This window comes from Pseudomonas sp. G5001 (assembly GCF_013385475.1).
Classification (GTDB): domain Bacteria; phylum Pseudomonadota; class Gammaproteobacteria; order Pseudomonadales; family Pseudomonadaceae; genus Aquipseudomonas.
This window is the reverse complement of the sequence record NZ_JACAPZ010000022.1, coordinates 51,028-77,483: the sequence shown is the minus strand read 5'-3', so window position 1 is coordinate 77,483 and position 26,456 is coordinate 51,028. Positions and strand designations below refer to the sequence as shown.

Annotated in this window: 22 protein-coding genes; 4 read left to right on the top strand and 18 right to left on the bottom strand. The window is 61.8% G+C overall.

Features of this window, described 5'->3' with window-relative positions:
- Positions 1 to 25: 25 nt before the first annotated feature.
- On the bottom strand, positions 26 to 580 hold the full coding sequence (locus HX805_RS19105) for a DUF4865 family protein (RefSeq protein WP_177117218.1): 555 nt from the start codon (positions 578 to 580) through the stop codon (positions 26 to 28).
- 92 nt (positions 581 to 672) lie between these two features.
- On the opposite strand from HX805_RS19105, the gene HX805_RS19100 reads away from it, so the two are divergent.
- On the top strand, positions 673 to 1,539 hold the full coding sequence (locus HX805_RS19100) for a LysR family transcriptional regulator (protein ID WP_087694167.1): 867 nt from the start codon (positions 673 to 675) through the stop codon (positions 1,537 to 1,539).
- Here the strand turns inward: HX805_RS19100 and HX805_RS19095 are convergent.
- Complete coding sequence (locus HX805_RS19095) at positions 1,517 to 3,610, bottom strand: EAL domain-containing protein (RefSeq protein ID WP_177117191.1); 2,094 nt, start codon at positions 3,608 to 3,610, stop codon at positions 1,517 to 1,519. The two genes, HX805_RS19100 and HX805_RS19095, sit on opposite strands and share 23 nt — an antisense overlap.
- A gap of 254 nt (positions 3,611 to 3,864) precedes the next feature.
- Here HX805_RS19095 and HX805_RS19090 point away from each other — a divergent pair, with 254 nt between their 5' ends.
- Both HX805_RS19090 and HX805_RS19085 read left to right on the top strand, forming a co-directional pair.
- Positions 3,865 to 5,160: a serine hydrolase domain-containing protein gene (locus HX805_RS19090; RefSeq protein WP_371317081.1), complete on the top strand. Its 1,296-nt coding sequence runs from the start codon at positions 3,865 to 3,867 to the stop codon at positions 5,158 to 5,160.
- Positions 5,161 to 5,187: 27 nt separating this feature from the next.
- Positions 5,188 to 5,517: a DUF6388 family protein gene (locus HX805_RS19085; RefSeq protein WP_177117189.1), complete on the top strand. Its 330-nt coding sequence runs from the start codon at positions 5,188 to 5,190 to the stop codon at positions 5,515 to 5,517.
- On the opposite strand, the gene HX805_RS19080 is transcribed toward HX805_RS19085, so the two are convergent.
- The 16 genes from HX805_RS19080 to tssA are packed head-to-tail and all read right to left on the bottom strand — an operon-like array spanning position 5,514 to position 25,418.
- Entirely contained in the window at positions 5,514 to 6,392 is an 879-nt protein-coding gene (locus tag HX805_RS19080) for a serine/threonine-protein kinase (protein ID WP_177117188.1), read from the bottom strand. The genes HX805_RS19085 and HX805_RS19080 overlap by 4 nt on opposite strands.
- The gene (locus tag HX805_RS19075) at positions 6,380 to 7,117 is read right to left on the bottom strand and encodes a PP2C family serine/threonine-protein phosphatase (protein ID WP_087694172.1); all 738 of its coding nucleotides are present in this window, start codon (positions 7,115 to 7,117) and stop codon (positions 6,380 to 6,382) included. The genes HX805_RS19080 and HX805_RS19075 overlap by 13 nt, the downstream gene beginning before the upstream one ends.
- Positions 7,114 to 10,500, bottom strand: coding sequence for a type VI secretion system membrane subunit TssM (gene tssM, locus HX805_RS19070; RefSeq protein ID WP_177117187.1), 3,387 nt, complete (start codon positions 10,498 to 10,500; stop codon positions 7,114 to 7,116). Before tssM ends, HX805_RS19075 begins: the two co-directional genes overlap by 4 nt.
- A 15-nt stretch (positions 10,501 to 10,515) precedes the next feature.
- Positions 10,516 to 11,376: a type IVB secretion system protein IcmH/DotU gene (gene icmH, locus HX805_RS19065; RefSeq protein WP_177117186.1), complete on the bottom strand. Its 861-nt coding sequence runs from the start codon at positions 11,374 to 11,376 to the stop codon at positions 10,516 to 10,518.
- Positions 11,377 to 11,380: 4 nt separating this feature from the next.
- On the bottom strand, positions 11,381 to 12,709 hold the full coding sequence (gene tssK / locus HX805_RS19060) for a type VI secretion system baseplate subunit TssK (protein WP_177117185.1): 1,329 nt from the start codon (positions 12,707 to 12,709) through the stop codon (positions 11,381 to 11,383).
- 1 nt (position 12,710) lies between these two features.
- Complete coding sequence (tssJ, locus tag HX805_RS19055) at positions 12,711 to 13,193, bottom strand: type VI secretion system lipoprotein TssJ (protein WP_023658927.1); 483 nt, start codon at positions 13,191 to 13,193, stop codon at positions 12,711 to 12,713.
- A 5-nt stretch (positions 13,194 to 13,198) separates the two neighbouring features.
- Positions 13,199 to 14,380: a type VI secretion system-associated FHA domain protein TagH gene (gene tagH / locus HX805_RS19050; RefSeq protein WP_177036008.1), complete on the bottom strand. Its 1,182-nt coding sequence runs from the start codon at positions 14,378 to 14,380 to the stop codon at positions 13,199 to 13,201.
- An 18-nt stretch (positions 14,381 to 14,398) separates the two neighbouring features.
- Positions 14,399 to 14,530, bottom strand: coding sequence for a hypothetical protein (locus HX805_RS19045; protein ID WP_003208049.1), 132 nt, complete (start codon positions 14,528 to 14,530; stop codon positions 14,399 to 14,401).
- 33 nt (positions 14,531 to 14,563) lie between these two features.
- Positions 14,564 to 16,096 carry a sigma-54-dependent Fis family transcriptional regulator gene (locus HX805_RS19040; protein ID WP_087694178.1) on the bottom strand — a complete coding sequence of 511 codons (1,533 nt, stop codon included), beginning with the start codon at positions 16,094 to 16,096 and terminating at the stop codon, positions 14,564 to 14,566.
- Complete coding sequence (gene tssH, locus HX805_RS19035) at positions 16,096 to 18,660, bottom strand: type VI secretion system ATPase TssH (RefSeq protein ID WP_177117184.1); 2,565 nt, start codon at positions 18,658 to 18,660, stop codon at positions 16,096 to 16,098. The genes HX805_RS19040 and tssH overlap by 1 nt, the downstream gene beginning before the upstream one ends.
- 12 nt (positions 18,661 to 18,672) lie before the next feature.
- Positions 18,673 to 19,680, bottom strand: a complete 1,008-nt coding sequence (gene tssG / locus HX805_RS19030; protein ID WP_177036011.1) for a type VI secretion system baseplate subunit TssG — start codon at positions 19,678 to 19,680, stop codon at positions 18,673 to 18,675.
- Complete coding sequence (tssF, locus tag HX805_RS19025; RefSeq protein WP_177117183.1) at positions 19,644 to 21,419, bottom strand: type VI secretion system baseplate subunit TssF; 1,776 nt, start codon at positions 21,417 to 21,419, stop codon at positions 19,644 to 19,646. The genes tssG and tssF overlap by 37 nt, the downstream gene beginning before the upstream one ends.
- Positions 21,409 to 21,834: a type VI secretion system baseplate subunit TssE gene (tssE, locus tag HX805_RS19020; protein ID WP_177117182.1), complete on the bottom strand. Its 426-nt coding sequence runs from the start codon at positions 21,832 to 21,834 to the stop codon at positions 21,409 to 21,411. The genes tssF and tssE overlap by 11 nt, the downstream gene beginning before the upstream one ends.
- On the bottom strand, positions 21,831 to 23,306 hold the full coding sequence (gene tssC, locus HX805_RS19015) for a type VI secretion system contractile sheath large subunit (RefSeq protein ID WP_003208039.1): 1,476 nt from the start codon (positions 23,304 to 23,306) through the stop codon (positions 21,831 to 21,833). Before tssC ends, tssE begins: the two co-directional genes overlap by 4 nt.
- Positions 23,307 to 23,334: 28 nt before the next feature.
- Positions 23,335 to 23,832: a type VI secretion system contractile sheath small subunit gene (tssB, locus tag HX805_RS19010; protein ID WP_003208038.1), complete on the bottom strand. Its 498-nt coding sequence runs from the start codon at positions 23,830 to 23,832 to the stop codon at positions 23,335 to 23,337.
- A gap of 32 nt (positions 23,833 to 23,864) precedes the next feature.
- Positions 23,865 to 25,418, bottom strand: coding sequence for a type VI secretion system protein TssA (gene tssA / locus HX805_RS19005; protein ID WP_102369332.1), 1,554 nt, complete (start codon positions 25,416 to 25,418; stop codon positions 23,865 to 23,867).
- A 476-nt stretch (positions 25,419 to 25,894) separates the two neighbouring features.
- Here tssA and HX805_RS19000 point away from each other — a divergent pair, with 476 nt between their 5' ends.
- Entirely contained in the window at positions 25,895 to 26,410 is a 516-nt protein-coding gene (locus HX805_RS19000) for an Hcp family type VI secretion system effector (RefSeq protein WP_003208034.1), read from the top strand.
- Positions 26,411 to 26,456: the final 46 nt, after the last annotated feature.

The following is a 26,456-nucleotide window of genomic DNA, read 5'->3' as shown; positions in this document are numbered from 1 at the left end:
CCGACGAATCGGCGGCTACCTGCATTCACACCCCGGGCCGCGCCAGGTAAAACACCTCGTAGCCATTGCCCGGATGGTTCACATCCAGCGCCTTGCCCGACAAGGTAATTCGCACCAGCTTCCACGCCTGCACATCCAGCGCCAGAAACACCGCGAAGTTATCGCTGCTGTCCGCGAGCTGCTGGTTGCGGGCCTTTTCTGCGGCGAGGATTTGCCCGCGGTCCGCCCCCGGCGCCAGCGCCCACTCCTCCCGATACAGGCTCAAGGCGTCTTGCGCCGGACCTCGCTGCACGTCCAGCGGTAACCAGGACTCAATGTGCGGCTGGCCAAAACTGTCGAGGACCTTCTGGAAGCGCTCGCCGAGCAAGAAATCCGCAGTCTGCAAAGGATCCGACCACAGATAAACCGACGAATACAGGTTACCCACCCCCGGCCCCTGCCCTCGCTCCTGGGCGATAAACGCCTTGAACAGCAAACCCTCGGCATGATCCCACAACGGCCCCAGGCGAGCGGCCCGCTCACGGATGACACCCATGTCGTAATCGGCTGGCAAGCGGTGTGAATACTGTTTGGCAAACATCATGGCGCTCCTGTTCAGATGAGTGCCCAGCTTGCGCAGCGCCCATGATTTCAGCAAGATATCACTGGATATAGGTGTGATAAGGAACTGAAATGACCGACGCACTCAAGCCGCTGGATATCGACACCGTGCACGCCTTTGTCCTGGTCGCCGATTTCGCCAGCTTCACCCGCGCGGCCCAGGCACTGGACACCTCGCAGGCAGCCATCAGCCTCAAGCTCAAGCGCCTGGAAGAACGCCTCGGTTATCGCCTGCTGGTTCGTACACCGCGGCATGTGCGGCTGTCGCCCCAGGGCGAGCAGTTCATCGTCGCCGCCCGCGCATTGCTCAATGCCCACGAACGGGCGTTGGGTGACATGGGCAATGGCGCCCCGCGACGGTTGGTGATCGGCATCAGCGACCACGTGGCCGGGCCGGACCTGCCACTGTGGCTCAGCCGCCTGGCCGCCTATGACCCGCTGGTGATCCTGGAGGTGCGGATTGCTTCCTCCCGCGACCTGGTGGCGGCGTTCGACCGCAACGAACTGGACGCGGTGATCGTGCGCAACGAAGGCGATCGCCAGGACGGTGAGGTATTGGTGGTGGAGCGCTTTGGCTGGTTCGCCGCGCCTACCTGGCAGCACACGCCCGGCACGCCCCTGCGCATGGCAACCATGGCCTCGCCCTGCGGCGTGCGACACCTGGCGGTGCGCGCGCTGGATGAGGCGCGGATTGACTGGACCGAAGTGTTTGTCGGCGGCGGCGTAATGGCGGTGGGTGCGGCAGTCAGCGCCGGCCTGGGTGTGGCGGCGCTGGCCCGGCGAGTGGCGCCGGCGGGCGCCGTGGACGTCAGCGAACAGTACGGATTACCGGCATTGCCCGTCAGTGAAATCGTGCTGCACAGCCGCATCAGCGACGGCCGCTCCCGCGAGACATTGCGGGCGTTGAGCGCAACCTTCAGAGGGGTTCTGGAGCGTTAGATTGCATCTGGGTATACCGCCCGCGCACGAACCGCTCCAGTTCATCGCCCGGCAGCGCCTTGCTGAAATACCAGCCCTGGATGATCAGCTCCGAGCCCGACTGCAAAAACGCCAGTTGCTCGGCGGTTTCCACGCCCTCCACCACCACCCCGAGGTTCAACGCCTCACAGAACCGCAGCATCCCGGTCAACACCTGGGCGCCCTTTGGATCATGCTGGGCGACCACGAAACTGCGATCGATCTTGATGAAATCCACGGGGAACTGGTGCAGGTAACTCAGCGCTGAAAATCCGGTGCCGAAGTCGTCGATATACACCTTGGCACCAATCGCCTGGAGCTTCTCGATCATCTGCCGCGTGCCCTGGATATCGCCCACCAGCGCATCCTCGGTGATCTCCACCGAAACCTGCCCGTGGGCCTGGGCCAGTATCTCCACCAGCCGATCACCATACGCCGGGGCAGTCAGCGTGGCGCTGGAGATATTGATCGTCATCGGCAACGTAAACCCGACCTTCTGCCACTTCTGGTACTGGCGCACAGCCTGGGATGCCACCCACACATCCACGTCGGGCATCAACCTGGCATGGGCCAGCCATTGCAGGAACTCCCAGGGTGAATGCACCGTACCTTCGGCGTCCCGGGCCCGCATCAACGCTTCGCAACCGGTGCATAGCCCGGTCCGGGTGGAAATCTGCGGCTGGAATTCGAGGTAGAACTCGTAGTCGCTGATCTGCTGGATATGGCTCAACTCGCTGACCTGGCGCGCCTGGGCCTTGTGGGACGCCATCACCGGGTCCAGCTCCAGCAAGCGGCCTTTTTCTTCCAGGCCGCGAAAGGTCATGTCCAGCGACTTCAAATACACCGTGCCGCCCTCCGTGGCCTGGCGGTTGATCGCGCGCACATAGGGCGCATAGATCAGCATGCCAACCCCCAGCAACACCACCTGCAGCAACACTGCCGCAAGATCGCCGTGGGTGCTCAGGTAGGCGTTGAGCAACACCGGCGCGGTAAATGGCACGCTCACCACCGCAGGCGACACCCAGCCAATCTGCACCACCATCAACGCCAGTATCACGTTGAACGCCGGGACCACCAGAAAGGGAATGAACAGCCGCGGGTTAAGAATGATCGGCAAGCCAAACAACAGCACTTCACTGACATTGAACAATGACAACGGCAGGCTCGCCATCGCCACCAATCGCATGGACCGGCTTTTGGAAAACAGCAGGATCGCCAGCAGCAGGCACAGGGCACCACCCGAACCGCCGATAAACGCGAAACTGCCCAGCAAGCCGCCATTCAGTAGATATTTGACCGGCTCGCCCGCGGCCACCGCCGCATTATTGAGCCCGACCGCCTGGTCCAGCACATCAAAAAACGGCTGCATGGCGTAGACCCCATGGATCCCGAAAAACCACAGCAGCGAATTCATCAGGGTCACAAACAGGCCGCTGCCATAGGGCGTCTCCAATGCATCGAGTACCTGCGGCCCCTGAAGCTGTGCCACCTGCGGAATCTGCAACAGCAACGACAGCACGAGCACCAGCCCGAGCGCCGTGATCGCCCCCGGCACCACCATATTGAGGGTGCCCTTGAGGTTGTGCCCCACCAGGTCTTCGTTGATCAACCGCGTCCAGCGACGCCGATGCAGCCAGGCGATGGCGGGCACATTGATCAGCGGTGAGGCGATGGCGATGAACAACACGAAGGTCGCCGAGGCTCGGGGAAAATCCCGCAGCACAAACGTGGCGATCACTACATGGGCCAGGCACAGGAACGCTACCGGGAGTTGCGGCAGGCGGTGCTGGATCGCGAGCATGTAACCGATGGAGGCTGCCACCAGCAGCGGGATCACCGAGCTGATCTGGTTGTGCAACCCCGCCAGGAAGGCCACCACCTGAGGGTCGAAACCCAGCACTCGGGCGCATTCGGACAGGATCAGGAAACCGGCCGATACCAGCAGGCACGGCAGGATCCACAACAGCCCCTCGCGTATGGCCCGCAACGACTCGGTACTGGCGAGGGCCGCCAGCCGCTGGGTGAAGAAAAGCTTGAACAGCGTTTGCGCCATCACCTGTCCCTCGGTCCCTGATGCCAGGGTCGCAAAATAACACCTGGCTGTCGCCTTATCACGGGGTAACGCTACACGCCCTGACACCGCAAGCGAAAGGCTTTTGCCGCCCCTGGCGCATTTATTCAGAATCACCGCAGGGGCTTGCTGCTTGTCGATTGGCTCGGGTTGGCCCATCCTTTGGCGCACTGGTTGTCGTAAAAAACGACGCCCCCCTCGAACGGACTCGACTGATGCTGCGATTCACTCCCCTCATGGCCTGTGCGCTGCTTGGGCTGACCAGCCCGTTGGCCGGCGCCGCCACCCCGACCTTCGCCGATGCCCAGGCCAGCGACCCGGCAAGGCTGCAATGGATGGTCGGCGCACCGCCGCCGGCCGACCGCACCGTACGCTTTGAAGACGGCAGCTATTTCCGCTTCCCGGCGATGCGCTGGAGTGTCGCCAACTTTCGCCAATTGATGCCCACGGTTAACGTCTCCCGCGGGCTCGGCGCACCGCTGGCATTGCCACGCAAACTCGACCCGGCACTCGATGCAATCCCCGTGCAGCCAGTGGGTGCAGCCCAGCCGCTGACCTGGCGCCAGGCCCTGGACGCCACCTACACCGATGGCATCGTGGTGATGCATCGAGGCACGGTGGTTTATGAGCGTTATTTCGGGGTGCTCAAGGAGGATGGGCAACACGCGGCCATGTCGGTCACCAAATCAGTGATCGGTACCCTGGGCGCGATGCTGGTGGCCGATGGCACCCTGGACCCACAGAAAAAGATCGTCGACTATGTACCCGAACTCGGCCGCTCGGCCTTTGGCAGCGCCACCTTGCGCCAGGTGCTGGACATGACCACCGCCCTGGACTACAGCGAAGATTATGCCGACCCCAACGCCGAAGTCTGGGCCCACGCCCAGGCCGGCAACCCGCTGCCCAAACCCAAGGACTACACCGGGCCGCGCAGCTACTACGAGTTCCTGCAAACGGTTAAGCAGCGTGGCGAACACGGGCGTGCCTTCGGCTACAAGACCGTCAATACCGACGTACTCGGCTGGGTGATTGCCCGCGCGACCGGGCACAATGTCGCGCAACTGCTCAGCGAACGCATCTGGAGTCGGCTTGGCGCCGAACAGGACGCCTACTTCACCGTCGACTCCATCGGCACACCCTTCGCCGGTGGCGGCCTGAACACCGGGCTGCGGGACCTGGCCCGGTTTGCCGAGATGCTGCGCAACGGCGGGCGCTTCAATGGCCAGCAGATCGTGCCCGAAAGCGTGGTGACGGATATTCGCCAGGGCGGCGACAAGCAGGCGTTCGCCCAGGCCGGCTACGCTCAATTGAAGGGCTGGAGCTATCGCAACATGTGGTGGGTAACCCACAATCCCGACGGGGCGTTCATGGCGCGTGGGGTGCATGGCCAGAGCATCTACATCGACCCCAAGGCTGAAATGGTGATTGTTCGCTATGCCTCCCACCCGGTGGCCGGCAACGCCGCCAATGATGGGGTGACCTTGCCCGCCTATGCAGCCATGGCGGCTTTTTTAATGTCCAAGCCACACTGACCGTCTCTCTTACCGTGGAGTAAACCTTTGTCCCAACCCGGCGAAAACCACCAGCTAGCCCTGGACCGATTCTTGAGTGAACACCCGGCCCTGGCCGCGGAACTGAATACATTGAACCCCCTGGCGGCCCAGGCCAAAGGGGAAACCATGGAGCAGTACCGCGCCGAGCGCCTGCATGAAGCCTTCGAGGCAGAAGCGGAGCAACAGGGCTTGTTCGCCTGGGAACTGACGCTGAAATTGACGGCGCATTCCCCGGCGGAGTTCGAGGCGCAACGCCTTGAGGTGCACAAGGAGGTGGCGCAAATGGCAGACCTGAGTTGGTTCGAGTATTGCCAGCTGCACGACTTGCCCGTCTAGAACCAGCGGCCCAGGCCCTTCCTGCGATCAGCGAGCACCGCGCGTAATTCATCAAGGGTAATGGCCCTGCGTTCAGGGTCAGCCGTCAACGCCGTACGCAATACAGGCCAGCAATGGCGAGGCAGTTGCCGGGGCCGGGCCGGCCTGTCACTGGCGTGGCGCCGGCCTTGTGCCAACTCGTACAATACACAGGCCACTGCATACAGGTCGGCGCTGGCCGACAGTGCTCCGCCAGCCAGCAACTCCGGCGCGGCGTACGCGGGCGTCCAGGCATTGAAGCGGCTGCGACTCAAGCCTGGAGAACCCGCCGGGGCCTGTCCGCAAGCCTCGCCCAGACCGAAATCGAACAAGCGCAACCCGTCGTCTCCCACCATGACATTGGCGGGTTTCACATCCCCGTGCAGCACACCCTGCTGATGGCTATGGCGCAACGCGTCGAGCAATTGCACGGCGATGCCTTGCAGCGCTTGCCAGGGTAAACCGCCGGGGCACTCCAGCAGCAACCGGTCCAGGGTCATGCCCTGGAGCAGTTCCATGGTAAAGAATGCGATCTGGCCGGGAGCATCCACTTCAAATGAATACACACGCACCACCTGCTCATGCCGCAGGCTGCGGGTCAGGGCAAACTCGTTGTACAGCAACACGTGTGCATCCGCAGATTCGCGAATGGCTTCGCCCAACACCTTGATCGCGACACTGGAACAGGGCTCGCCAAACTGTTCGTGCAGCAGGTCCCGCGCACGATAGACCACGCCCATGCCGCCTGCGCCCAACACGCGCTCGATCAGGTATCGCCCGGCCAGCAACTCGGGGGCTCCGTCGCGCGGTGGGTTTACCGGGGCCTTGGCAAAGGCAAAGTGGGTCAGGTCGCGCATGACTGCACCACCACAGCGGTCAGGTTGTCGCCGGCCGTACCGCGCAAGACACCTGCAAACAGCTGGTCCAGGACACGTTGCGGATTTCCCTGGCTCAAGGCCTGGCCCAACTCAGAGTGGCTAAGCGCCTGGTACAGGCCGTCGCTGCACAACAGAAACACATCCCCTGCCAAGGTACCGAGTTCCAGGACCTGCGGGCTCAGTGGTGCCCGCGAGCCGATGGCCCGGGTCAAGGCCCGTGCGTCTGGATGGGCCCTGGCCTGTTCCGGGCTCACCTGCTGGTCAATCAATTGCTCACACAGCGAATGGTCTCGCGACAGCTGGTACAGCGTCTGCCCGCGCCACAGATAGCAACGACTGTCACCGGCCCAGACACACGCAGCGCGATCGCCCTGAAGCAACAACGCCACGACCGTGCTTCCCATGATGGCCTCGGCGCCATGGGAGGCCAGCGTCAATTCATCGCCCAGCCGCCGGTTGAGCCATTGCAGGCAACGACGGGTCGCCTCGACGCGTTCATCCAGGCTGCCCTGGCCGGGCAATGACGCCAGGCCATCGACCACCAACTGGCTGGCGATATCCCCCGCCTGATGCCCGCCCATCCCGTCCGCCACGGCCCAGCAGCCCGTCCCGGGGCAATCGAGAAAGGCATCCTCGTTGCGTAAACGGACCTTTCCACGGTCTGTGCGACCGGCGCTGTGCCAGCGGTCGCGAGGTTGGCTCACAACTGCTCCGGCAGGCGAAAAGTTCGCCACTGCGCCATCTGGAATGGATTGGGGGTGCGTCGGCTGGTCAGCAGGTAGTTGGCGCGCAAGCCTGCCAGGTCAGCCTTGAGGATCAGCTCATCCTGCCCGCTGGAGGGTTCGCTCTGCATCAAGTCGAACAAGCGAAACAGGGACCAGGCCCCGGTATTTTTTTCGAGCCCCAGCGCCCGCTCGCTGCCACGCTCCAGTACCAGGCTGCTGCGACCATTCTCAGCCTCGGCTGGCCATTGCATCGCCATGGAGACAATCGGCCCGTGCCGGTACTCCATCTGCTGGCCACCCAAACGCAAGACCGCGCGACTCACCGACGGGTCCAGGCTATAGGGTGCGAGCGTGAAACGAACCTGCAAGTCCCCCGGCTCATCCGCAAAAAAACCGCGCCTGATCACCTGCACCTTCGCCTGCTGGTCGAGCAACGCCCGAGACATCGGCAAGCTGCGCCCATCCAGGCTACGCAGCCTGTAGCGCCCGGAATCACCGCTGACAAAAGGCTTCAGATAGCTGTCAAAGAATCGCGCCATGATCCCCTCAGGCTTGAAAAACTCCTGGAAGTCGTTGAGGGAAACGTCGCTGCTGGCGTGGGCATTGAACGGGAAACGCAGCTTGATCGCCCTGCTGTAGAAACCATATACCTCGCTCTGATAACGCTGGTTCACATGCCGATAGGCCTGGTCGAGCATGAGGCGCCAATGCTCGTCGGCCAGGCTTTCGAACCAGCCCGCCAGCGGCAGTGGCAAACGCGCGGCCACGTTGCGCAGGTTACTCAGCGCATCCTGTTGCCCCTGGATCCGCCGCTTGACCATCTCGAACGCGACCGGCTCCGGCGCGCCTTCGCGATTCAAGCTCGCCAACTGCAGGTGCAAGTCGTTGAGCGCCTGTAACACGCCGGTCAACTCGGCCCCCGGGTTCTCCTGGCTGTCCAGCAACTGGTGCAAGGGCTCGAAGCGGCGCTGCATGGCTCGCCGTGCGCTGTCGGGCAAGGCATTGACCAGCCCGGCGGCGGTCGGCAACCGCTCTGCCGCAGGTCCAGGCAGCTTGGCAGCCAGCTCGTCGAGGCGCTCACTGGCCGACGGCAGGCGCGTGTGGTCACGAACCTGCTGCAACAACTGCAACAACGGCGACTGGGCCGACGTCAAGCTGGCGAGCTGTTCGGCGCCTTGCCTGGAGTTTTCAGTTTCACGCAGGCCAACCTGCCCAAGCGCCTCGCTCCAGGCATCGGCATACTCGCTGAAGTAGCGTTGTTCAAGCTCCACCATCAACCGTTGCAAATCCATGGCGCTCAGGTCGGCGCCCTCTCCCAGCACCCAGTTGTCCTGGACGATAGTGTTCACCAGCCGCGCGCCCTGCGCTTCAAAATGCCGCTGGTACGTGCGGGTATAAAACCCCGGAATGGAACGCTCGCCCCCCTCAAACACCCGCCCGTGTGCAAGGCGCAACGGTTCAAGGCCGCGAGCTTGTTCGCGCAGCACCCGGTACACCACGTCAACCAGCGATTCGCCGCGCAACACGTGGCGCGCGCGGGCCACCAGCTCGTCATCGAGCGGCTGCACGAACGGCTGCTCAAGCAAGCGCGCGAAATGTTCATTCAACCGGTTTTGCACGGAGGGCTCACCGGCAAACCGTACAGACCAATGCCCCGCCACCCGCTCACGCAGCCAGCCGACATCCCGCCGCTCCCGCAGGTTGAGCATCAGGTACGCCCGGAGGTTATCCAGCAGCCGCTCACGATCTTCCAGGCTGCCGCGAACTTGTTCCTGCAGCATCTCGCTGACCTGGGACAGCAACAGCCGCCCCAAGGCACGCTCGTAGGCCTGCTCCAGCACCGGACGGCTGATACTGCCCTGATACAACCCCATCCGCTCAACCAGCCGGGCTTCACCCGGCAAGGGGAAAATCCGCGTGGCCGCCAGGCGGCTGTCCAGCAGCGGCAGGAGTGCCTGGGTAGCGTCTGACCCAGGCTGCACGGGTGCGGGCTGTCGTGCCAGCGCCTGCAGTTGCTCCAGACGTTGATGATTGGAGGAGTAACTGTGGGTCCACAGCAAGCCCGCCGCCACGACGACCACTAGCGCGCCCAGGGCCAGCCCCCCCTGGTGCCGGCGGATTCGACGGCGCTCCTGGCTATCGAGGTCCGCCAGGTCGGCTTGCGCCAGAATCACCCGGCTGAACAAGCCCTGGATAAAGTACGCACGTGGTTCAAGTGCCTGTGGGCCACCGTCGGCGCTGGTCAAGTAGAAACCACGAAAGCCGTTGGTGTGCTGATAACGCGGGCCGCAAAAAGCAACGTCGATATAGAGGCTCAGGCGCTCGCCAATCCGGGCCGCCTGATGGGGGAAGTCGAGCATCCGTCCGCGCAGATCACTGTTGCGTTCCTGGTGCAGGCGCTGCACAAGCTCACCGCTCAAGCGCTGCAGCAGTGCTTCAAACGCCTGTCGTACCTGGGCAATGCCAATACCCGCTTTGCCTGGGACGATAGATTCGCCCAACACCGCATCACTGCCTTCGCCCAACGGCCGCTCGAAGAACTCCGCAAACCCCGGCAGGTGGTCGGCCTGGGTCACCACCAGGTAGACCGGCACCTCCACATGCAACGTCCGGCGGATCTCCAGCAACCGACTCTGGACTGCCCGCGCCTCATTCTCCAACTGACGCTCGCTGCCATGGAGCAATGTGTCCGTGGACAGCGCCACCACCACACCGTTGAGCGGGCGTGTCCGGCGCCGCACCTTGAGCATCTCCAGCAGCGTCGACCAACCCGCGCCATCCACCTGGCTGTCAGGCTGGGTAAGGTAGCGGCCGGCGACGTCGAGCAACACGCCGTCCTCGGCGAAATGCCAGTCACAGTCCCGCGTGGCACCGCCCTGCGTCGCTACCGACGCGCCCTGATCCTGGAGCAACTGCAAGCCACTGGCGGCCAACATCCGGGACTTGCCACTGCCTTCCTTGCCGATCAGCAAATACCAGGGCAATGCATTACGCCAACGCGGGCTGCGTTCACCATAAATCCGGGAGTGTTTCAGGGTGTACAAAGCGTCCTTGAAGCGACCGCGCAGGTGCCGCTGCTCGTTTTCAACCTGGCCTTTGCGCGGGCGTGGCTCGCCGTCACCGACGGTTGATTGCCGGGCCATACTGCGCCAATTGGCATACACCATCGCCAGGCCCCACAACAAAAACAGCCCGCTGATTGTCAGCAAGCGCGATGCCGCCGCTTGCCAGAATCGATAGTCGTCGACAGCCAGCAGTGGCCCGAAGAACCACACGGTCATTGCGACCGCGAGCACCAGCAGCAGGCTCCAGACCCAAACCCTGCCCAGCACGGCGCCCGCGCTCCTGAAGAATGCGTTCATGCGTTGCTCCCTGCGTTAGAGCGGCGCCCGGAAAATATCCGGCGCCACGAGTTGATACGGTTGCAACACCGCTTCACGCTGCTGGCCCAGCACCCAGGCAAATCCTGCATACAGGCTCAACAGGCTGGCGGCGACAAACACTGCAATCCAGGTGAGCGACACGACCCTCAGCCGTTTCCGGCGCGGCTGTTCCGGCCTGGGCGACGGCGCGCACGCCGCAGGCGTATCACCCCGCACATGCCGGATCTGCCGATACAGCGCGTCCCGAACCTGTTCAAGCTGCAACAACCTACGCTCCATGACCCGGTACTTGCCCTCAAACCCGAGGGACAGGCACAGGTACATCAACTCCAGCATCGCCAGGTGCTTGAAGGGGTCCCTCGACATGCGCTCAAGCAACTGGAAAAACTTCTCGCCGCCGAAGGTTTCGTTGTGAAAACTGCTCAGCAGGCTCATCTTCGACCAATCGCTCTGGCTGCCCCATGAGGTGGTGACCACTGCCTCGTCGATCACGCTGCACAGCACATACCGCGCCGCCATGACCTCGCTGGCCTGGGCCCCGTCATGCCGGGCCCGCGTCTCGAACAGCGTGACTGCAGCCGAGAGTCGTTCATTCAGGGCGCGCAGGCTTTCCTCGGCGGTACTGCGCTTGAGGCGGACCACCTCGGACAACAGCTCCCAGGCAGGCGCCACCAAACTGTTCAGGCCAATGTCGAAATGCTCCGCGCCCTGCAAGCGGGCCGCGTAGATCATCCGGTCTTCCAGTTGTTCGAAACGCGGCGGCGATGCGAAGTCGGTCATCGGTCCCTGCGCCGGTCCGCGTCCCTGTCGATCAAGCAGGACGGTTTTCTCGTCCTGCGGGTATTCCCTGTCCATGGTCTCAGTTCCTGATGGCCCAGAATTTCAGTTCCAGTTCGGCAAATTCACCGCTGACGTGGAAGGCAAATCCTCCCGACTGCTTCAACTGCTCAATGTCCCGGGCACCGAGTTCAAGCATGAAATAGGTGTTGGCGGCATGAAACGGTATCTGCCGGGGAGCCACCGGCAGCGGCTTGACCTTGATGCCCGCCAACTGCAGGTTGACCAACTCGCGAATCCGCTCCACGGGGCCGACCTTGAGGTGCGCCGGAAGCCGGTGTCGAAGCTCCTCGGCGTCACAATGGGCGCTGGCGGCCAGAATGAAGGTCGCCGAACCCAGCAGGTTGAGATCGCTCACCGGGCACACCAGCACCCCGTACTGGCGAGGCTGCAGCGCCAGCTCAATGGCATGCTGCTCAAGCACCATCGACAGCAGGCTGCGAATCGGCTCCATCAATCCACGAAAGCTGGCGCCCTGGTCGCTGTGCCGGTAATGCCCCTCGAAGTGCGCACGCTTGCTGTCGCTGGCAAACGTCGCGAGTTCACCCAGGATCGACAGCAATGTTCGATACAGCGTTTCAGGGCTGACCTGGCTCAGGCCCAGGTAGTGACGCAAGACCAGTTCGGTGCGATTGATCAATTGCAACATCAGGAAGTCGCCAACCTCCGCGCCGGCGGCGGTACCGTTGGCGCGAATCCGCTCGGCGATGGCATCCCCCCGGTAAGCGAGCAGGCTGATCACTTCCTTGAGGCAAGACAGCAGGTAGCCGGAACCATGCAGGTGAATGAAGCTCGGGATAAAATCGGGGTCCAGGCTGACGCCCTCCTCGGTGCAACTGAGCACCTGGGCAACCTTGAGCTTCACGTAATGCGGGTCGCTGTGTTGCTCCCCCAGCAACAGGCGAAAATCCAGCTGCCCGCAATTGACCTGACGACGAGCTTCTTCCCCGGCGTTGGAGTCGCTGACGTCTACCGCAAGAGTCTTGTAGCGCGCCAACACATCAATCTGCTCGGGTCGACGGGCTTCAACACAGTTACCTGTGGCCAGCGGCAAGGCCAGGTAGATCGACTGCTTCCCGGTATTTACCGGAACCTCCAGCACCAGCGACTCCATCGCGCCGCCCAGCTCGAACAGGCTGCCATCCGGCAATATGCCGCTGGCCTGGCTGATAACGACCTTGCCTATATTGAGGTATTGCACATCGATTTCCAGGGCCAGGAAGCCCCAGGCGTGACGGCACAACAGCTGGGTGCGGCGCGTGAGTTGCTGATCGTGGTACCGATCGTTTTGCTGGAAATGCTGAGGGCGCAGCAACATGCCTTCCTGCCAGATGACTTTTTGGCTGTACATGTCAGTCGCCCGCCTTCGCGGGTTGCGGGTTGACCAACCGAATGCCGGCCTGATCAAGGATCAGTTCAGCGCCGGTCAATCGCTGCGCGGTCACCGGCAACACATAGCGCCATTGCGAGTGAGGCAAATCACGGTACGCCGCCAGCACGCCGACATAACGACTGCCGGGCTCAAGACTGAGTTTGAGCGTGGAGTGATCGCCGGGGCGCAACTCCAGCTCTTCGAGGTTCACCAGGTCCTTGGGCAACGTGTGCTCGGCATGAGCATAAAGGCTGAAAAAGTCCGCATTTTCAAAAGCCACGGGGTGTCGAAGCTCCATCAGGTGCACCACGATCGGCGACGGGCGACCATGGAGATCAGGGTTGACCCGTTCGCTGGCGGTCAGTGTCAGGTCCAGCTTGGTCAACTTCGAAAAGGGCGACAGGGAGCAACCACCCAGCAAACCCATTACAGCGCACAACAATGCAACGGTGACTCGGGACATGAAGATCATCCTGGATAACGGTGAAGGGTTGAGATCAGACGAATCTGTTCCTCGTACGCCTTGGCGAAGTCGCTGCCCAGCAGGCGCTCGCTCAAGTGCTCGTCCTCGATCAGTGCCTGGTAATGGCGCTGGTACGCGCGCCAGCGGGCGCCACACCGGGGAATCAGCGGCGGCCTTGCCTGGCGTTCGAAGCACAGCAGCAAATGGCCGGGCGCAAAGGCTGCCAGAGCGCCGCGTACTGCCGCGCGGCAGGCCGCCAGCAAGGCCACCTCGTGAGCCTGCATGTCGCGGTACGCCCGCATGACAAGCATCTCGGCGGAAACCTGCCCCAGCTGCCCGACACCCAGCAGCGACCCCAAGGCCGCACTGGCGTCTGCGCTGTCTCTAAGTGGGTTGGGGCTTTGGAGCGGCGTCTGGGTGAGTGCCAGTTTCAGCTCTTGCCTGAGCTCGTTACGGGTGCCCAGGCTCTGTTGCAACCCTTCAGTCATTTGCCGGAGCAAGCTCGCGGCCTTGATCGCCAGGACTTCTCTTGCCGACTCATCGAGGTCGCCCAGATCAATACCGAGTGCCTGCGCAAACCCCAACCAGAATGGCCCTGAGCCGTGACCTGGAACGGGCGATTGCGGACTTGGGGCAACCTGGCGCGCAGGCTTCACAAGCTCGGGAACCGTCAGGTGATCCCGGTCCGCCGCCGCGTGGTCCGTCCAGCGCAATGTCTCGTAGGTGGTCATGTTCAGGGCCGCCAGCTCTTGCGACCCGTCCTCGCGCTGCAGTTCGCTGGCCAGTGCCCGCAGTGGGTCCAGCTCAAGGAATGCATCATCGGGAATCAGCCTGTGTAATCCGTCCTGGCCCTGTCCCAGCGGTGGGCTGACCAGTCGTGCGCGAATACTCAGCGGCCCCAGCTGAAATACCGCGCCGTCATCTATCGGTTGCTGCTGCCCCTCATGCAGACGCTCACTGCTGCCTGCCAGGCGGGTTCCATTGCTGCTGATATCCGTCAGGAAATACCGGCCGTCACGATAACTGATCACCGCGTGACGACCGGAAACCTGGCGACTGGTGTCAGGCAGGGTCCAGTCGCAACCGGCCCCCCGGCCGATGACGCCCCCCACTCCGTCAAAGACTTTGCGCAGCGCCGGCGCGGACTCTGCTGGCTCCGCAGGGCACACCTCAAACACTAGCTGCATGGCAGGACTCCTCCGCGCTCACAGGCCACGACCGGTGGACCGCGGATCACCCAGCGGACGGTAGTCATCGTCGTCAAAGACATGATTGGTGTTACAGCCACTCAGCAAAAACAACACAAGCACCAGGGCTTGCCACTGACTAACAGGCATCAGGTATCTCCCGGAATTGAAAGGGTGTGCCATTCAGCACTCTCCCTGGACTTCGCCAAACGGAATGTCCAGGCGTGCAAGGCGGTACAACAACGTGCGCCGGGCGAGGCCCAGTTCACGGGCGGTGCGGGTTCGATTGCCACGGTTCTTGCGCAGGCAGTCGATCAGCACTACCCGCTCGACTCGCTCCATGCGCTGGCGCAGCGTTGCGTCGACAGCGGGCGCGGACAGGGTTGATGGCAGCGATAAATGCGCAGGCAGGATCACCTCGTCGTCGCACAGCAGCACCGCCCGCTCCACCATGCATTTGAGCTCACGAACGTTGCCGGGAAAGTGGTGGCTGGACAGTTGATCCAGGGCCGCACTCGACCAGCCCACCGTGGCTCGCCCCAACAGTGCACAGGCCTTGTCGGCGAAATGCCGGGCCAGTTGCAGCACGTCCCCGTCCCGCTGGCGCAGCGCCGGCAACTCGATAGGAAACTGCGCCAGCCGGTAATAAAGGTCCTCGCGAAAGCTTCCTTCAGCCACCATGCTGGTGAGGTCCCGGTGGGTCGCCGCGACGATTCGCACGTCGACCTTGTGGGACGTGTTGGCACCCAACGGCCGAATCTCGCCCTCCTGCAGGACCCGCAACAACTTGGCCTGCAGTGACAGCGGCATATCACCGATTTCGTCGAGCAGCAGCGTGCCGCCGTGGGCGGTGTCAAACAGGCCGGCGTGGTCTCTTTCGGCCCCGGTGAACGCGCCTTTGCGGTAACCGAACAACTCACTTTCGAGCAAGCCTTCGGGAAACGCTGCGCAGTTTTGCACCACAAATGCCTTGCTGCTGCGCGGGCCGGCAGCATGAATGGCCCGGGCGACCACCTCTTTACCGGTGCCGGTCTCGCCCCGGAGCAGCACGGTGTAGGGGCTATGCACCACCTTGCCGATCAGGCGGCACGTCTCGTCCATGGCCGTGCTGTTTCCGATCAAGCCGTAGGCGCTGGTGCTGCGGGTGCTGCGAACCACCTTCAACGCACCGGGAGCCCGGCGCATTCGCCGCAACAGGGCCAACTGGCTCAAGACAAAACTGCCCAATTGGCCCAGGGACGCACCGTAGCCAGCCAGCTCCGTCGCTCGCAGGCTGGCACACAACACCATCCCGGATACCTGCTTGCTCGGCCCCGGTAACGGCACGCACAGGAGTGATTGCCAGGACGCCGCGCCCGCTGGCAGAAACCCCGTGTCATACACACTGCTGCCTGCCTCGGTGAGGTTAAACACCCGGTTCTGTTGCAGCACGTACTGCAACAGTTGCTCGTTCCGAAAATCCGCGCCCGAGCTCACAACCGCCCCTGGCGGCGACAGGCCCGGCAAATACTGGGCAGCCAGTTCGAGGCGGCCGGTGGCCTGGTCGAGCAAGTACAACTGGCCAAGCTCGCAGCCGCTCAATTGCGCGGCGCCTGCCGCAAAGTCATCGGCCAATGTCGATTCGTCACTATTGATGCCCAACCGGGTAAACCATCCCAACAAGGCAGCGGCGTAGTCCAGCGGGCTTGGCAACTGGGTAAACGGATTGTCCGCCATCAGCTGAACTCACAGATTACGGTGCCGTTGGCATCCAGCCTGGCATGGACGAACTGCAGGGACTTGCCAACGGCCATCGCATCCAGCAGGCGATCCACCACCTGCGGCAACAGGTTTTCCTCGATCCATTGGTCGACAAACCGCGCGCCACTCCCACTGTGGCTACAGTGCTCGGCCATGTGTGCGACAAGATCCCCTGCGTGACTGAATGCGAGCTTGCGCTGAAGCAGACGCTGGCCCAGGCGCTGAAGTTTGTGTTCAATCAGTTGGTGCAGCACCGCGCCTGCCACCGGGTAATACGGCACGACTCGCATACGGGCCAGCAGCGCCGGCTTGAAATGAGCTGTCAGTACCGGCCGGATTGCGGCGTGCAGTACTTCGACAGCCGGTCGTTGACTGTCGGCGCACAGCCCGGTGACAAGATCGCTGCCCAGGTTGGAAGTCATCAGGATCAGGGTATTGCGAAAGTCGATTTCACGCCCTTCTCCATCATTGGCTACCCCTTTGTCGAACACCTGGTAAAACAGGTTCAGGACATCCGGATCGGCCTTTTCCACCTCATCGAGCAGCACCACTGAATAGGGCTTTTGCCGCACCGCCTCAGTCAGCACCCCGCCCTCCCCGTAACCGACATAACCCGGTGGTGCGCCGATCAGCCGGGACAGTGAGTGTTTCTCCTGGTATTCAGACATGTTGATCGTGGTGACAAAGCGCTCGCCGCCATACAACAGGTCGGCCAGGGCGTGGGCTGTTTCAGTTTTGCCGACACCACTGGGGCCCACCAACAGAAATACCCCCACGGGGGCATCAGGCTTGTTCACGCCGGCCGCGACAGCCCGCAGGCAACGGTCCAGGACCTGCACGGCACCTTCCTGGCCGAGGATGCGACCACGCAGATCATCCGCAAAGTTCAGGACCTTCGCGCTGTGTTCGCGGGCAAGCTGCTCCAGGGGAATACCCGTCCAGGCGCTGATAACCTGTGCCACCAACCGTGGGCATACTTCGAAGCTGAGCAATCGCTGTTCGTGCTGTATGGCCTGCAACGCCTGATGGTTCTGGGCCAGGAGCGGAGCGAGAGCCTCAGTGCTTTCGCCAAGGTTACCGGCGTCGGCCAGTTGCTGGCGCAGCGAGAGCACCTTCTCGGCCAGTTCGCGCTGGTGGGTCCAGCGTTGTTCAAGCTGTAACTGTGCGACTTCTACTTCTTCCAGTCTCCGGGTGAGGTGCTGCAGCACCTGTTCATCGATGGCCAACCCCGCGTCGGCATCCCTGCGCACGGCACGTTGCTGGCGCGTGCCCTCGGCCAGTTCGGCGCGCAACTGCTGCAGTTCGTCCGGCGCCGTGACCAGGCTGATCCGCACCCGGGCACAAGCGGTGTCCAGCACGTCCACAGCCTTGTCCGGCAACTGGCGGCCGGCCAGGTAGCGGGCACTCAACTGCGCGGCGGCGACCACGGCGTCATCGCGCACGTAGACTCCGTGGCTGGCCTCATACACCGGGACCAACCCACGCAAAATCGTCACGGCATCGTCAACCGTCGGCTCGTGCACCTGCACCGGCTGAAAACGCCGCGCCAACGCCGGGTCTTTCTCGAAGTACTTCTTGTACTCCGACCAGGTCGTCGCGGCGATGGTACGCAACTCACCTCGTGCCAGCGCTGGCTTGAGCAGGTTGGCGGCATCGGAGCTGCCGGCCGAGCCGCCTGCGCCGACCAGGGTATGGGCCTCATCGATGAACAGGATGACCGGTTGCGGCGAGGCGTTGACCTCATCGATCAAGCCTTTGAGGCGGCGCTCGAACTCACCCTTGATGCTGGCACCGGCTTGCAGCAGGCCCATATCCAGGGTCAGCAGGCGCACCTTCCTGAGCACCTCTGGCACTTGCGCGCTGACGATCCGCAGGGCCAGGCCCTCGACTATCGCGGTTTTCCCGACACCCGCCTCGCCCACCAGAATGGGGTTGTTCTTGCGCCGCCGCGCGAGCGTATCGATCATTTGCCGGACTTCGTTATCGCGACAGAGCACGGGGTCGAGTTTCCCGTCCCGGGCCTGGCGAGTCAGGTCATGGGTAAAGCGCTCCAGCAAGGAACTCCCCGCCTCAGCGGGAGCCGCCTGCGCGTTTTCACTCAAGAGAAATCCGAGCACACGCGGTGCATCAAGCGTGCTCATCACCGCCTGGTAACGGCTGCCAGCGTGCTGCATCGGGTTGCGCAACAAGGCGAGCAGCAAGGCGCCATGGTCCACTTCCCGTCGGCCCAGCTCCAGATGGGCAACCAGCAACGCCTGCTGCAGCCATTGCACCAGGGCGGGCGAAAACACCGGATTGCGGGACGCGCTCTGGTCGACCCGAGGTTGCAGCACGGCCTGCAATTCCCCGGCATCCACGCCCGCGTCCTGCAGCGCTCGCATAAGAACACCCTCGGGAGGCTCCAGGAGCGTCAGCAGCAAGTCTTCCACCAGGACCTCGCCGCCGCCCCGGGTGACACAACGCTCGGCGCTGCGTTCCAGGTCGCGCCGTGTGGGCGCCGTCAATGCCTGGATAAGTTGTTGCAGATCCACATTCATCATATCCATCAATCCCTAATGATTTTTACTGGCCAGGATGACCACGCCGTCTGCCCGCTCATGCCCCAGCCAACTGGTCCAGCCCAGGCGGCAGACGTTGTGCTCGCCAAGGTGCAACGGCCGGACCTCGCCCGCCGCCAACACCAGTCGCACGTCGTATTCCAAGGGGTCCCGGGCGGCAAAACGCACCAGCGCACACAGCGGCTCGTAACCCGCCCCGGTGGGCAAAAACTCGTGAAAACGCTGCCAATCGAGTGCCAATACATGAACCCTGAACATGCCACTGCGGTCGATAAGGCACTCCCCCAGCACCAGGTCCGAACCCAACGAGCTATAGGCGCGACCAAGATCATTGCGCTGCTCCTGGTCGATCACTACCCTGCGCTCGACCCACTGCTCGATGACCAGCCGGTTGTGCTTGAAGTAATAACGCAGCACGGTCTCGATCAGCGCGGCGGAGTGCACGCGCAGGCTCAGCAGCCCCAGGTAGGGCAACAGGCGTTTCCAGTTCAGCTGAGCCGCGCTGCGAATCGCGCTGCCACCCAGGCCCACCCATGCAAACATCTGCTCGGAAAAGGGATCGCGGGCGCCCGTTTGAAAACTCGCCTGATAACGATATTTTCGCCAGATCGGCACTATCAGCCGGTGCAGGCGATGGTGAAAAAGATCAAGAAATTCCCGCGTCGGATTACCGCCCGCTACCTCGGCAAAGGCTTGCTCGCCATAGAACGCCGGCAGCGGTGACCCTGTACCAAACAGGCCCAGCACATTGAGGCGAAGCCGTGCCCGCAAATGGCCGTGCTCGACAAAAAACTCCACACGATCAATGTCGTTGCCGGGAAAGCCAAAGCCTGGGTTGGCCTGGAACTCCAATTGATCGTAAAGCGCCTCATCGTCCAGCGAGGGATGCGCCTCGCGCAGGCGCTCGATAATCTGCGCAACCGCCTGAAACACCGAGTACTCGCGAATCACTCGGGACAGTGCGGTTAAAGCAGGGGTTGCTGACCCATCCGGGGTGGCCATAGGTACACGTCTCCTTGTGTGCTGATGACTCGCAGTTCGTGGTACGAGTTGAGGCTGGCGTAAAGCGCGAAGAACTCGTTGAGCACCGAGGCAAAGACGAACACGTCGCCCTCCCCCAGGTAGCCTTCAGGATCGATGGTGAGGTCAACCCGCAAGCCGCGAAATGGCAGGCCTCGGTGCAGCCGGTCTACGGGCTGGTGACTGATCGAACGGAGGGCGCCCAGCCTTCGCCTGCTGACCTTTTCCACCTGGCGGTCGTGATAACGCGGCAGGTCGTAGGTTTCGAGGATCACCCTCAAGGCGTTTATATCGGTCAATGACAGATAGTTGAGCGACATATTGCTGATCAGTCGCCACAGGAAGTCGCTGTCCAGGGGTGGCGCAAAGCTGGGGGTTGCCGCGGTGATGTTGCGAAACGAGAGAAACTCGGGCGTCTGTTCGCACGCCTGATTGATATCGCCCACCTGCAGCAGGCATGGCAGGTTGTGGTTGGTGCAGGTCAGTTCAATCGACAGGGTTTCCTGTTCATGCACTGGACACCGGTCGAAACTCAGCCAGGTATCCAGGCCGGCATGTTGCAGGGATGGCCGCTGGCGAACGCCATAGCTGGGCGCGGCGCTGCCAAAATCGTGCTCAAACGATTCGAACGGAACATATTCCTGGTACCCGAGGCCTCCCGGCCGCCATCCCGTGACCTTGTCGACGGAAAATACACCGCAGTTCCCCCTGGCGTATTCGCCAGGCAACAACAGGTATTCGTCCTGCTTGCCGTCCAGGCGAATCGGTACGCCGTCGTGCTTGAACAGATTGACGATGGGCGTGCAGTACAGCTTCACGTTGTCCAGGGTAGGCGCCATTCGCTCAATACCGCGACCACGCATGTCGAAGCGTAACGTCACGCCATGTACCTGCTTGAGTACGTCAATAGGCAACCTGCTCAGCGCGCCAAGGCCACTCACATCGACAAACAGGTATTTGTCGGGAAAGGCGAAGTACTCCTGCAAATGGCGATAGCCACGAAAGGTATTCAACGGATAAGGGATCAGTGCCTCATCCTCGGAAAAGCCCACAGGACTGATATCGTTGCTGGACAGACGCAATGAAACAGGCTCGCCGTCGGCGCCGATGACCGGCAGCCCGTCGCGCCCGAAAGGCTGCAACTCGAACCCGTCCAGGTGACGCAAAAGCCCCAGGTAAAGCGCCTGGCTGACGGGCTGCTCCCCCGCGAGATGCAAACGCAGGCAGTTCAGTTCCAGCTCACTGAAGTTGGCCTCGGCCGTCATCTCCAGACGCAGGCAGAGCAAAGCGCCCTCGCCCTGTACCGAGTACTCCATGGCGGCCAGTTGCAGCGGCAAGACCTGCGTCGGGTAACAGGTACGAAAACGGCAGCGTTCACCGTCGATCGCAATGCTTTCCACCGGTGTATCCCGCTCGACCCTGATGGCCGGCCCTGTGCGCTTGAGCGGATCAAACTGCAGCATGCTGAACGACGGCAGCGGCCGCATATAGTTGGGCCACAGCAGATGCATCAACGAGTGACTCAACTCCGGCAATTGATCATCAAGCTTCTGCCGCAGGCGACCGGTGAGGAATGCAAAACCCTCAAGCAACCGTTCTACGTCCGGATCCTGGCCAGCGTCCCCAAGAAACGGCGCGAGTGCCGGGTTGCGCTCGCAGAACCGTCGCCCCAACTGTCGCAGTGCGCTCAGCTCGCCCTGGTAGTAGCGGTTAAACGACATCCGGTTTGACCTCGACCCGTGCGCCGTGAGCCAGGCTGGCGCAAAAGGCGACCGCTTGCGTCATGCCATTGACTTCCATGGCCCCCTCGATGGAAAAAGCCAGCACCATCGGGTCACGGTCCTGAGGCAATACCTTGACACGGACATCCTTCAGACGGGGTTCGTAGGCCTGGATAAAGCGCTCAATCAGGAACCGAGCCTGGCTCAACGCGTCATGCAGGCTGAGGCGCATGTCATTCAGATCAGGTAACCCGTAATCAGGTAGCGTCTGGACACTGCCCGCACGGGTGCTGAGCATTTTCGCCAGATGACCCGCCACGGATTCCACGACGCAACCTTGCGGGCTGCGCCCCACGCCGGACTCCAGGCGCTCGAAAAGGCTGCGGTTTTGGGTAATCACGTGGCGGCGGCTCATTCTTTATCGAGCTTGCCGACGAGCGACAGAGTGAAGTCTGCCCCCATGTACTTGAAGTGCGGGCGAACGCTCAGGTTGACGCGATACCAGCCGGGCTCCCCGTCGACATCACTGACAACAATGCGCGCAGCCCGAAGCGGGCGCCGTCCACGCACTTCGGTGCTGGGGTTGTCCTGGTCGGCTACGTATTGGCGAATCCATTTGTTGAGTTCCAGCTCAAGGTCGGTGCGCTCCTTCCACGACCCCAGCTGTTCACGCTGCAGCACCTTGAGATAGTGGGCCAGGCGATTGACGATCATCATGTACGGCAATTGGGTACCGAGCCGGTAATTCAGCTCGGCAGCCTTGCCTTCGGCACTGATTCCAAAAGACTTGGGTTTTTGCACCGAACTGGCGGAAAAGAACGCTGCATTGTCACTGCCCTTGCGCATGGTCAGGGCAATGAAGCCCTCTTGCGCCAGCTCGTATTCGCGTCGGTCGGATACCAGCACCTCGGTAGGAATCTTGGTTTCGATCTCGCCCATGCTGTGAAAGTGATGCAGCGGCAAGTCCTCCACTGCACCACCACTCTGCGGGCCAATAATGTTCGGGCACCAGCGATACCGGGCGAAACTGTCCGTCAAGCGGGTAGCAAAGGCATAGGCCGTATTACCCCACAGATAGTGTTCGTGGCTGCTGGCCACATGTTCCTGGTAGGCGAACGTCTTGACCGGGCAATCAACGGGATCGTACGGCGTACGCAATAGAAAGCGCGGTACGGTGAGGCCGATGTAGCGGGCATCTTCGCTCTGGCGAAAACTCTGCCATTTGGCAAACTGCGGCCCTTCAAAATGGTCCTTCAGGTCCTTGAGGTCAGGCAGGCCGGTAAAGCTCTCCAGGCCGAAGAAGCCAGGACCCGCCGCCGCAATGAACGGTGCATGAGCCATGCAGGCCACGCTGGAAACGTACTGCATCAGCCTGACGTCGGGAGCACTGGGGGAAAGGAAATAATTGGCGATGATTGCCCCTACGGGCTGGCCGCCGAACTGACCGTATTCGGCACTGTAGATGTGCTTGTAGAGTCCAGACTGAGTCACCTCCGGTGAGTCCTCGAAGTCATCCAGCAGGTCCTGGCGGGAGACGCTGAGCAGTTCGATCTTGATGTTTTCACGAAAATTGGTGCGATCAACCAGCAACTGCAGGCCACGCCAGGAAGACTCCAGTGCCTGGAAGTCGGGATGGTGCAGGATTTCATCCATTTGCTGGCTGAGCCTTGCGTCAATCTCGGCAATCATCCGGTCAACCAGGCGCTTCTTGACCGGCTCGCCCTTGTTTTGCGGCTTGATCAGCTCCTCGATAAATGCCGAGACTCCACGCTTTGCAATGCTGTAGGCCTCGTCGTCGGCGCTGAGGCGGGTCTGGGCAATGATGTTGTCGAGAATGCTGTACTCGTCCGTGATGGGCGCATGCGACGGGCTTTGGCTGGTAGTCATGGTGTCAGTGTCCTTTTAACTGAGAGAGTCATACGGCGGAGCTGTCCAGCCCCAATTCAGCCAATACCCGCTTGCGCGAATCGTCATCGGCGAGGGCATTTTCAATGGCCTTTCGAAAGCTCGGCGTGTTGCCCAGCGGCCCCTTGAGCGCCACAAGTGCATCGCGCAGGTCCATGAGCTTTTTCAGCTCGGGTATCTGCTCAACCAGCTGTGCAGGATTGAAGTCCTTCATCGAATTGATCCTGACCCGGATCGCCAACTCGTCAGGTTCGGCTGAATCCTGCAGCCGGTTGGGGACGCTCAAGGCCAGGCCCAAGGCCTGCTTGGCCAGCACCTCGTCGAGGCTGTTCTTGTCGATGCCGACGGGCTTGCGGTCTTCGAGCTTGCGCAGGTCTTCACGCTGGGTGAAGTCACCAAGCACCAGCAATTTCAACGGCAGCTCGACCTCTTCCTGCGCAGTGCCGACGGCGGGTTTGAACGTGATATTGATGCGTTCCCTGGGGGCTACCGAACCTTCTTTCGCCATGGTGTTTCTCCTTTTTCGGGGGGCTCGAAAGCCTATTCAAGTACCGCTTCGAGATCGAAGTGGCACAGCCTGCGATGGACATCTTCCTTGCGCTCACGCACGGAATGGCTCTGGGGCAATACGTCACAGCAGCCATGCAAGAGCTGCAGCACTTCAACCGCCAACTCGGGCTCCCAGCGCTGCAGGCCTGATTGCTGCAGCTCGTGGTCCAGGTGATCGAGCTGGACTTTGGCCAGGTCATGCTTGCCTGCCAGCAAACACAACCTGGCCAGGCCAAGCCGCCAATGAAACCGGGCACGATCACCTGTCGCGGTTTGCATGCCCTGCTTGAGGGACCGCACAGCCACCTTGAACCCGTCCTTGCGCAGCACGGGCATGACGTCGTGCAACGCTTTGTCCCAAGGCGCAGCCGGGGCATCAGGTGCCGACCTGAGTGGGACCGGGGCTTGCAAATGGCGGGCAACCTGGGTGTTGATCCAGCCACGGGTGACGTCGTCGGCGAAGGGTGTTCCGTCGTGGAAGCGCAGCTGTGCAAGCCCCGGCAAGCGCTGGAGCAACAGCGCGAAGTGCACTTCCAGCTCGGTCATGGCCAGGTCGGCCTGGAGTGCCTGCAGGCACTCCCACACCCGGTACAAGCCGTCGAACCAGAAAGGTGCTCCGGCCAGGCTGCCCTCAAGCTCCAGCAGCAGGTCGGTATGCTGCCCTTGGGCAAAGCGCTCCTGGTACCGCTTGAGCTTGTCGGGCGCCGGCCCGCGCAAAGGCGTTACCTGTTCGCTGTCACAGTCCGGAAGACTGGTGATCGTCAGCCAGGTCAACGTTCGGTTCAGACGCAGTGCGCGCAGGTCAGTGGCATTCTGACGCTGCCACCAGGCCGACAAGGGCCGGGCATGTTCCTGCAGCGTGCGCAGCAGCTTGTGGGCGTCCTTTTCGTTTTCCACAATGGGCTCGGGCGCCATCAACTGAGTCGCGACCTGCCTGATATGGGCGATCACCCCTGTGCTACCGCCTGCTGGAGGTTCGCTTTCGGTGGACTGTTGCAATCGGTCCGACAGCTGCCTGCGAACCGGCAGTAACAGTGGCGCATCTTCGAGAAGGTGTTCGGTCCACAACTCGTCCAGCCGCGCCAGGTGTTCGAGCATGCAGTGGAACAAGGGCCGCTGATCCTTGAGCGAAACAGGTTGTGCAAGCACCTGCTCGAGGCGCGGGACCAGCCAGCCAAAGGCGGCACTGCGGGTACGCAGCTTGCCCGGATAAACGACCGCCCAATGATGCTCACAGAGGTAGCGCAGCAATCCGAGGCCTGCGAGTAGCCCGGGGAAGGACTCGCGCTGATGCAAGGCCCAGGTCAACCAGACAGCGACCCGCAAGTCCTTGGACTGGTGGCGCAACAGCGCCTCGCTTTTTTCCACGACCCATTGCCAGTCAGGCTGACTGTTTCCGTGAATGGAGTGCGCCTTGCCCAGTTCAGTTTCAAGCGCCTCATACTCGGTCGAAAAACGCATATCGGCCCCCGCATAACTCGTTTTCGAGTTGGGTGCCTGCGCAAGTTCTAGGTAATAATCGGAAAGCCTGTCTGAGTAAACCATTATGGGCCGCACTTTACTTTCCTGAACATGTTCAGTGAACTAATGGCCATTCAAGCGCACATCAGGACATTGATTAAAGTTTGCCTTCCCTACGAGAAGAGCACGAACCTTATCCATGCAAAAAGCATTGTTCAAGCCACCAAATAGCAGTTAAGGAGTTTCCTACAAGAATAGAAAAATCGCCGACGCGCAAGAATTTGCGCAGCCAAGGCGCCAGGCATCATCATGAATGACGTGAACTCTGCGAATAACACCGCCCATCAACATGAGCAACTAACTGCACACTCCTGCGCAAACAAATACAACTCAATCGAATTAAAACCTTTAATGCCGCTCAAAATAAAAACCGATAAAACCTTAACCCCCTGCTTTCATTGACGCTCGAACTTTCCGGCACGCTTCTTGATATCGAGCATTACCCGGCCGGCAAGTCCGTCGGCCGGGACGACCTCATTTATCAGGCAAGGAAAACCGTCATGCCAACACCCGCGTATCTATCCATCACCGGCACCAAGCAAGGCTTGATCACGGCAGGCACGTTCACCCAGGACTCGGTCGGCAACATTTACCAGGAAGGCCATGAAGACCAGATCCTGGTGGAGGCATTCCAGCATCAGGTGATCATTCCCCGTGACCCGCAATCCGGCCAGCCCACCGGCCAGCGTGTGCACAAGCCCCTGATGATCAGCAAGGTATTCGATAAATCGTCGCCATTGCTGTTCAGCGCATTGACCTCCGGGGAAATGGTCAAGTGCCGCCTTGAGTGGTACCGAACCTCTTCAGCCGGCACCCAGGAACACTATTTCACCATCGAGTTGGAAGACGCGATCCTGGTGGACATCCAGTCACGGATGCCCAATTGCCAGGACCCGAACAACGCACACTTCACGCACCTGGAGGATGTGTATTTCACTTACCGGAAAATCGTCTGGACCCATGAGGTCTCCGGTACCTCTGGCTCTGATGACTGGCGCAGCCCGGTAGCCGGCTAAGCAGCCACCGAAACAGAAACGGCATCGCCATGGACGGCACCGTTTC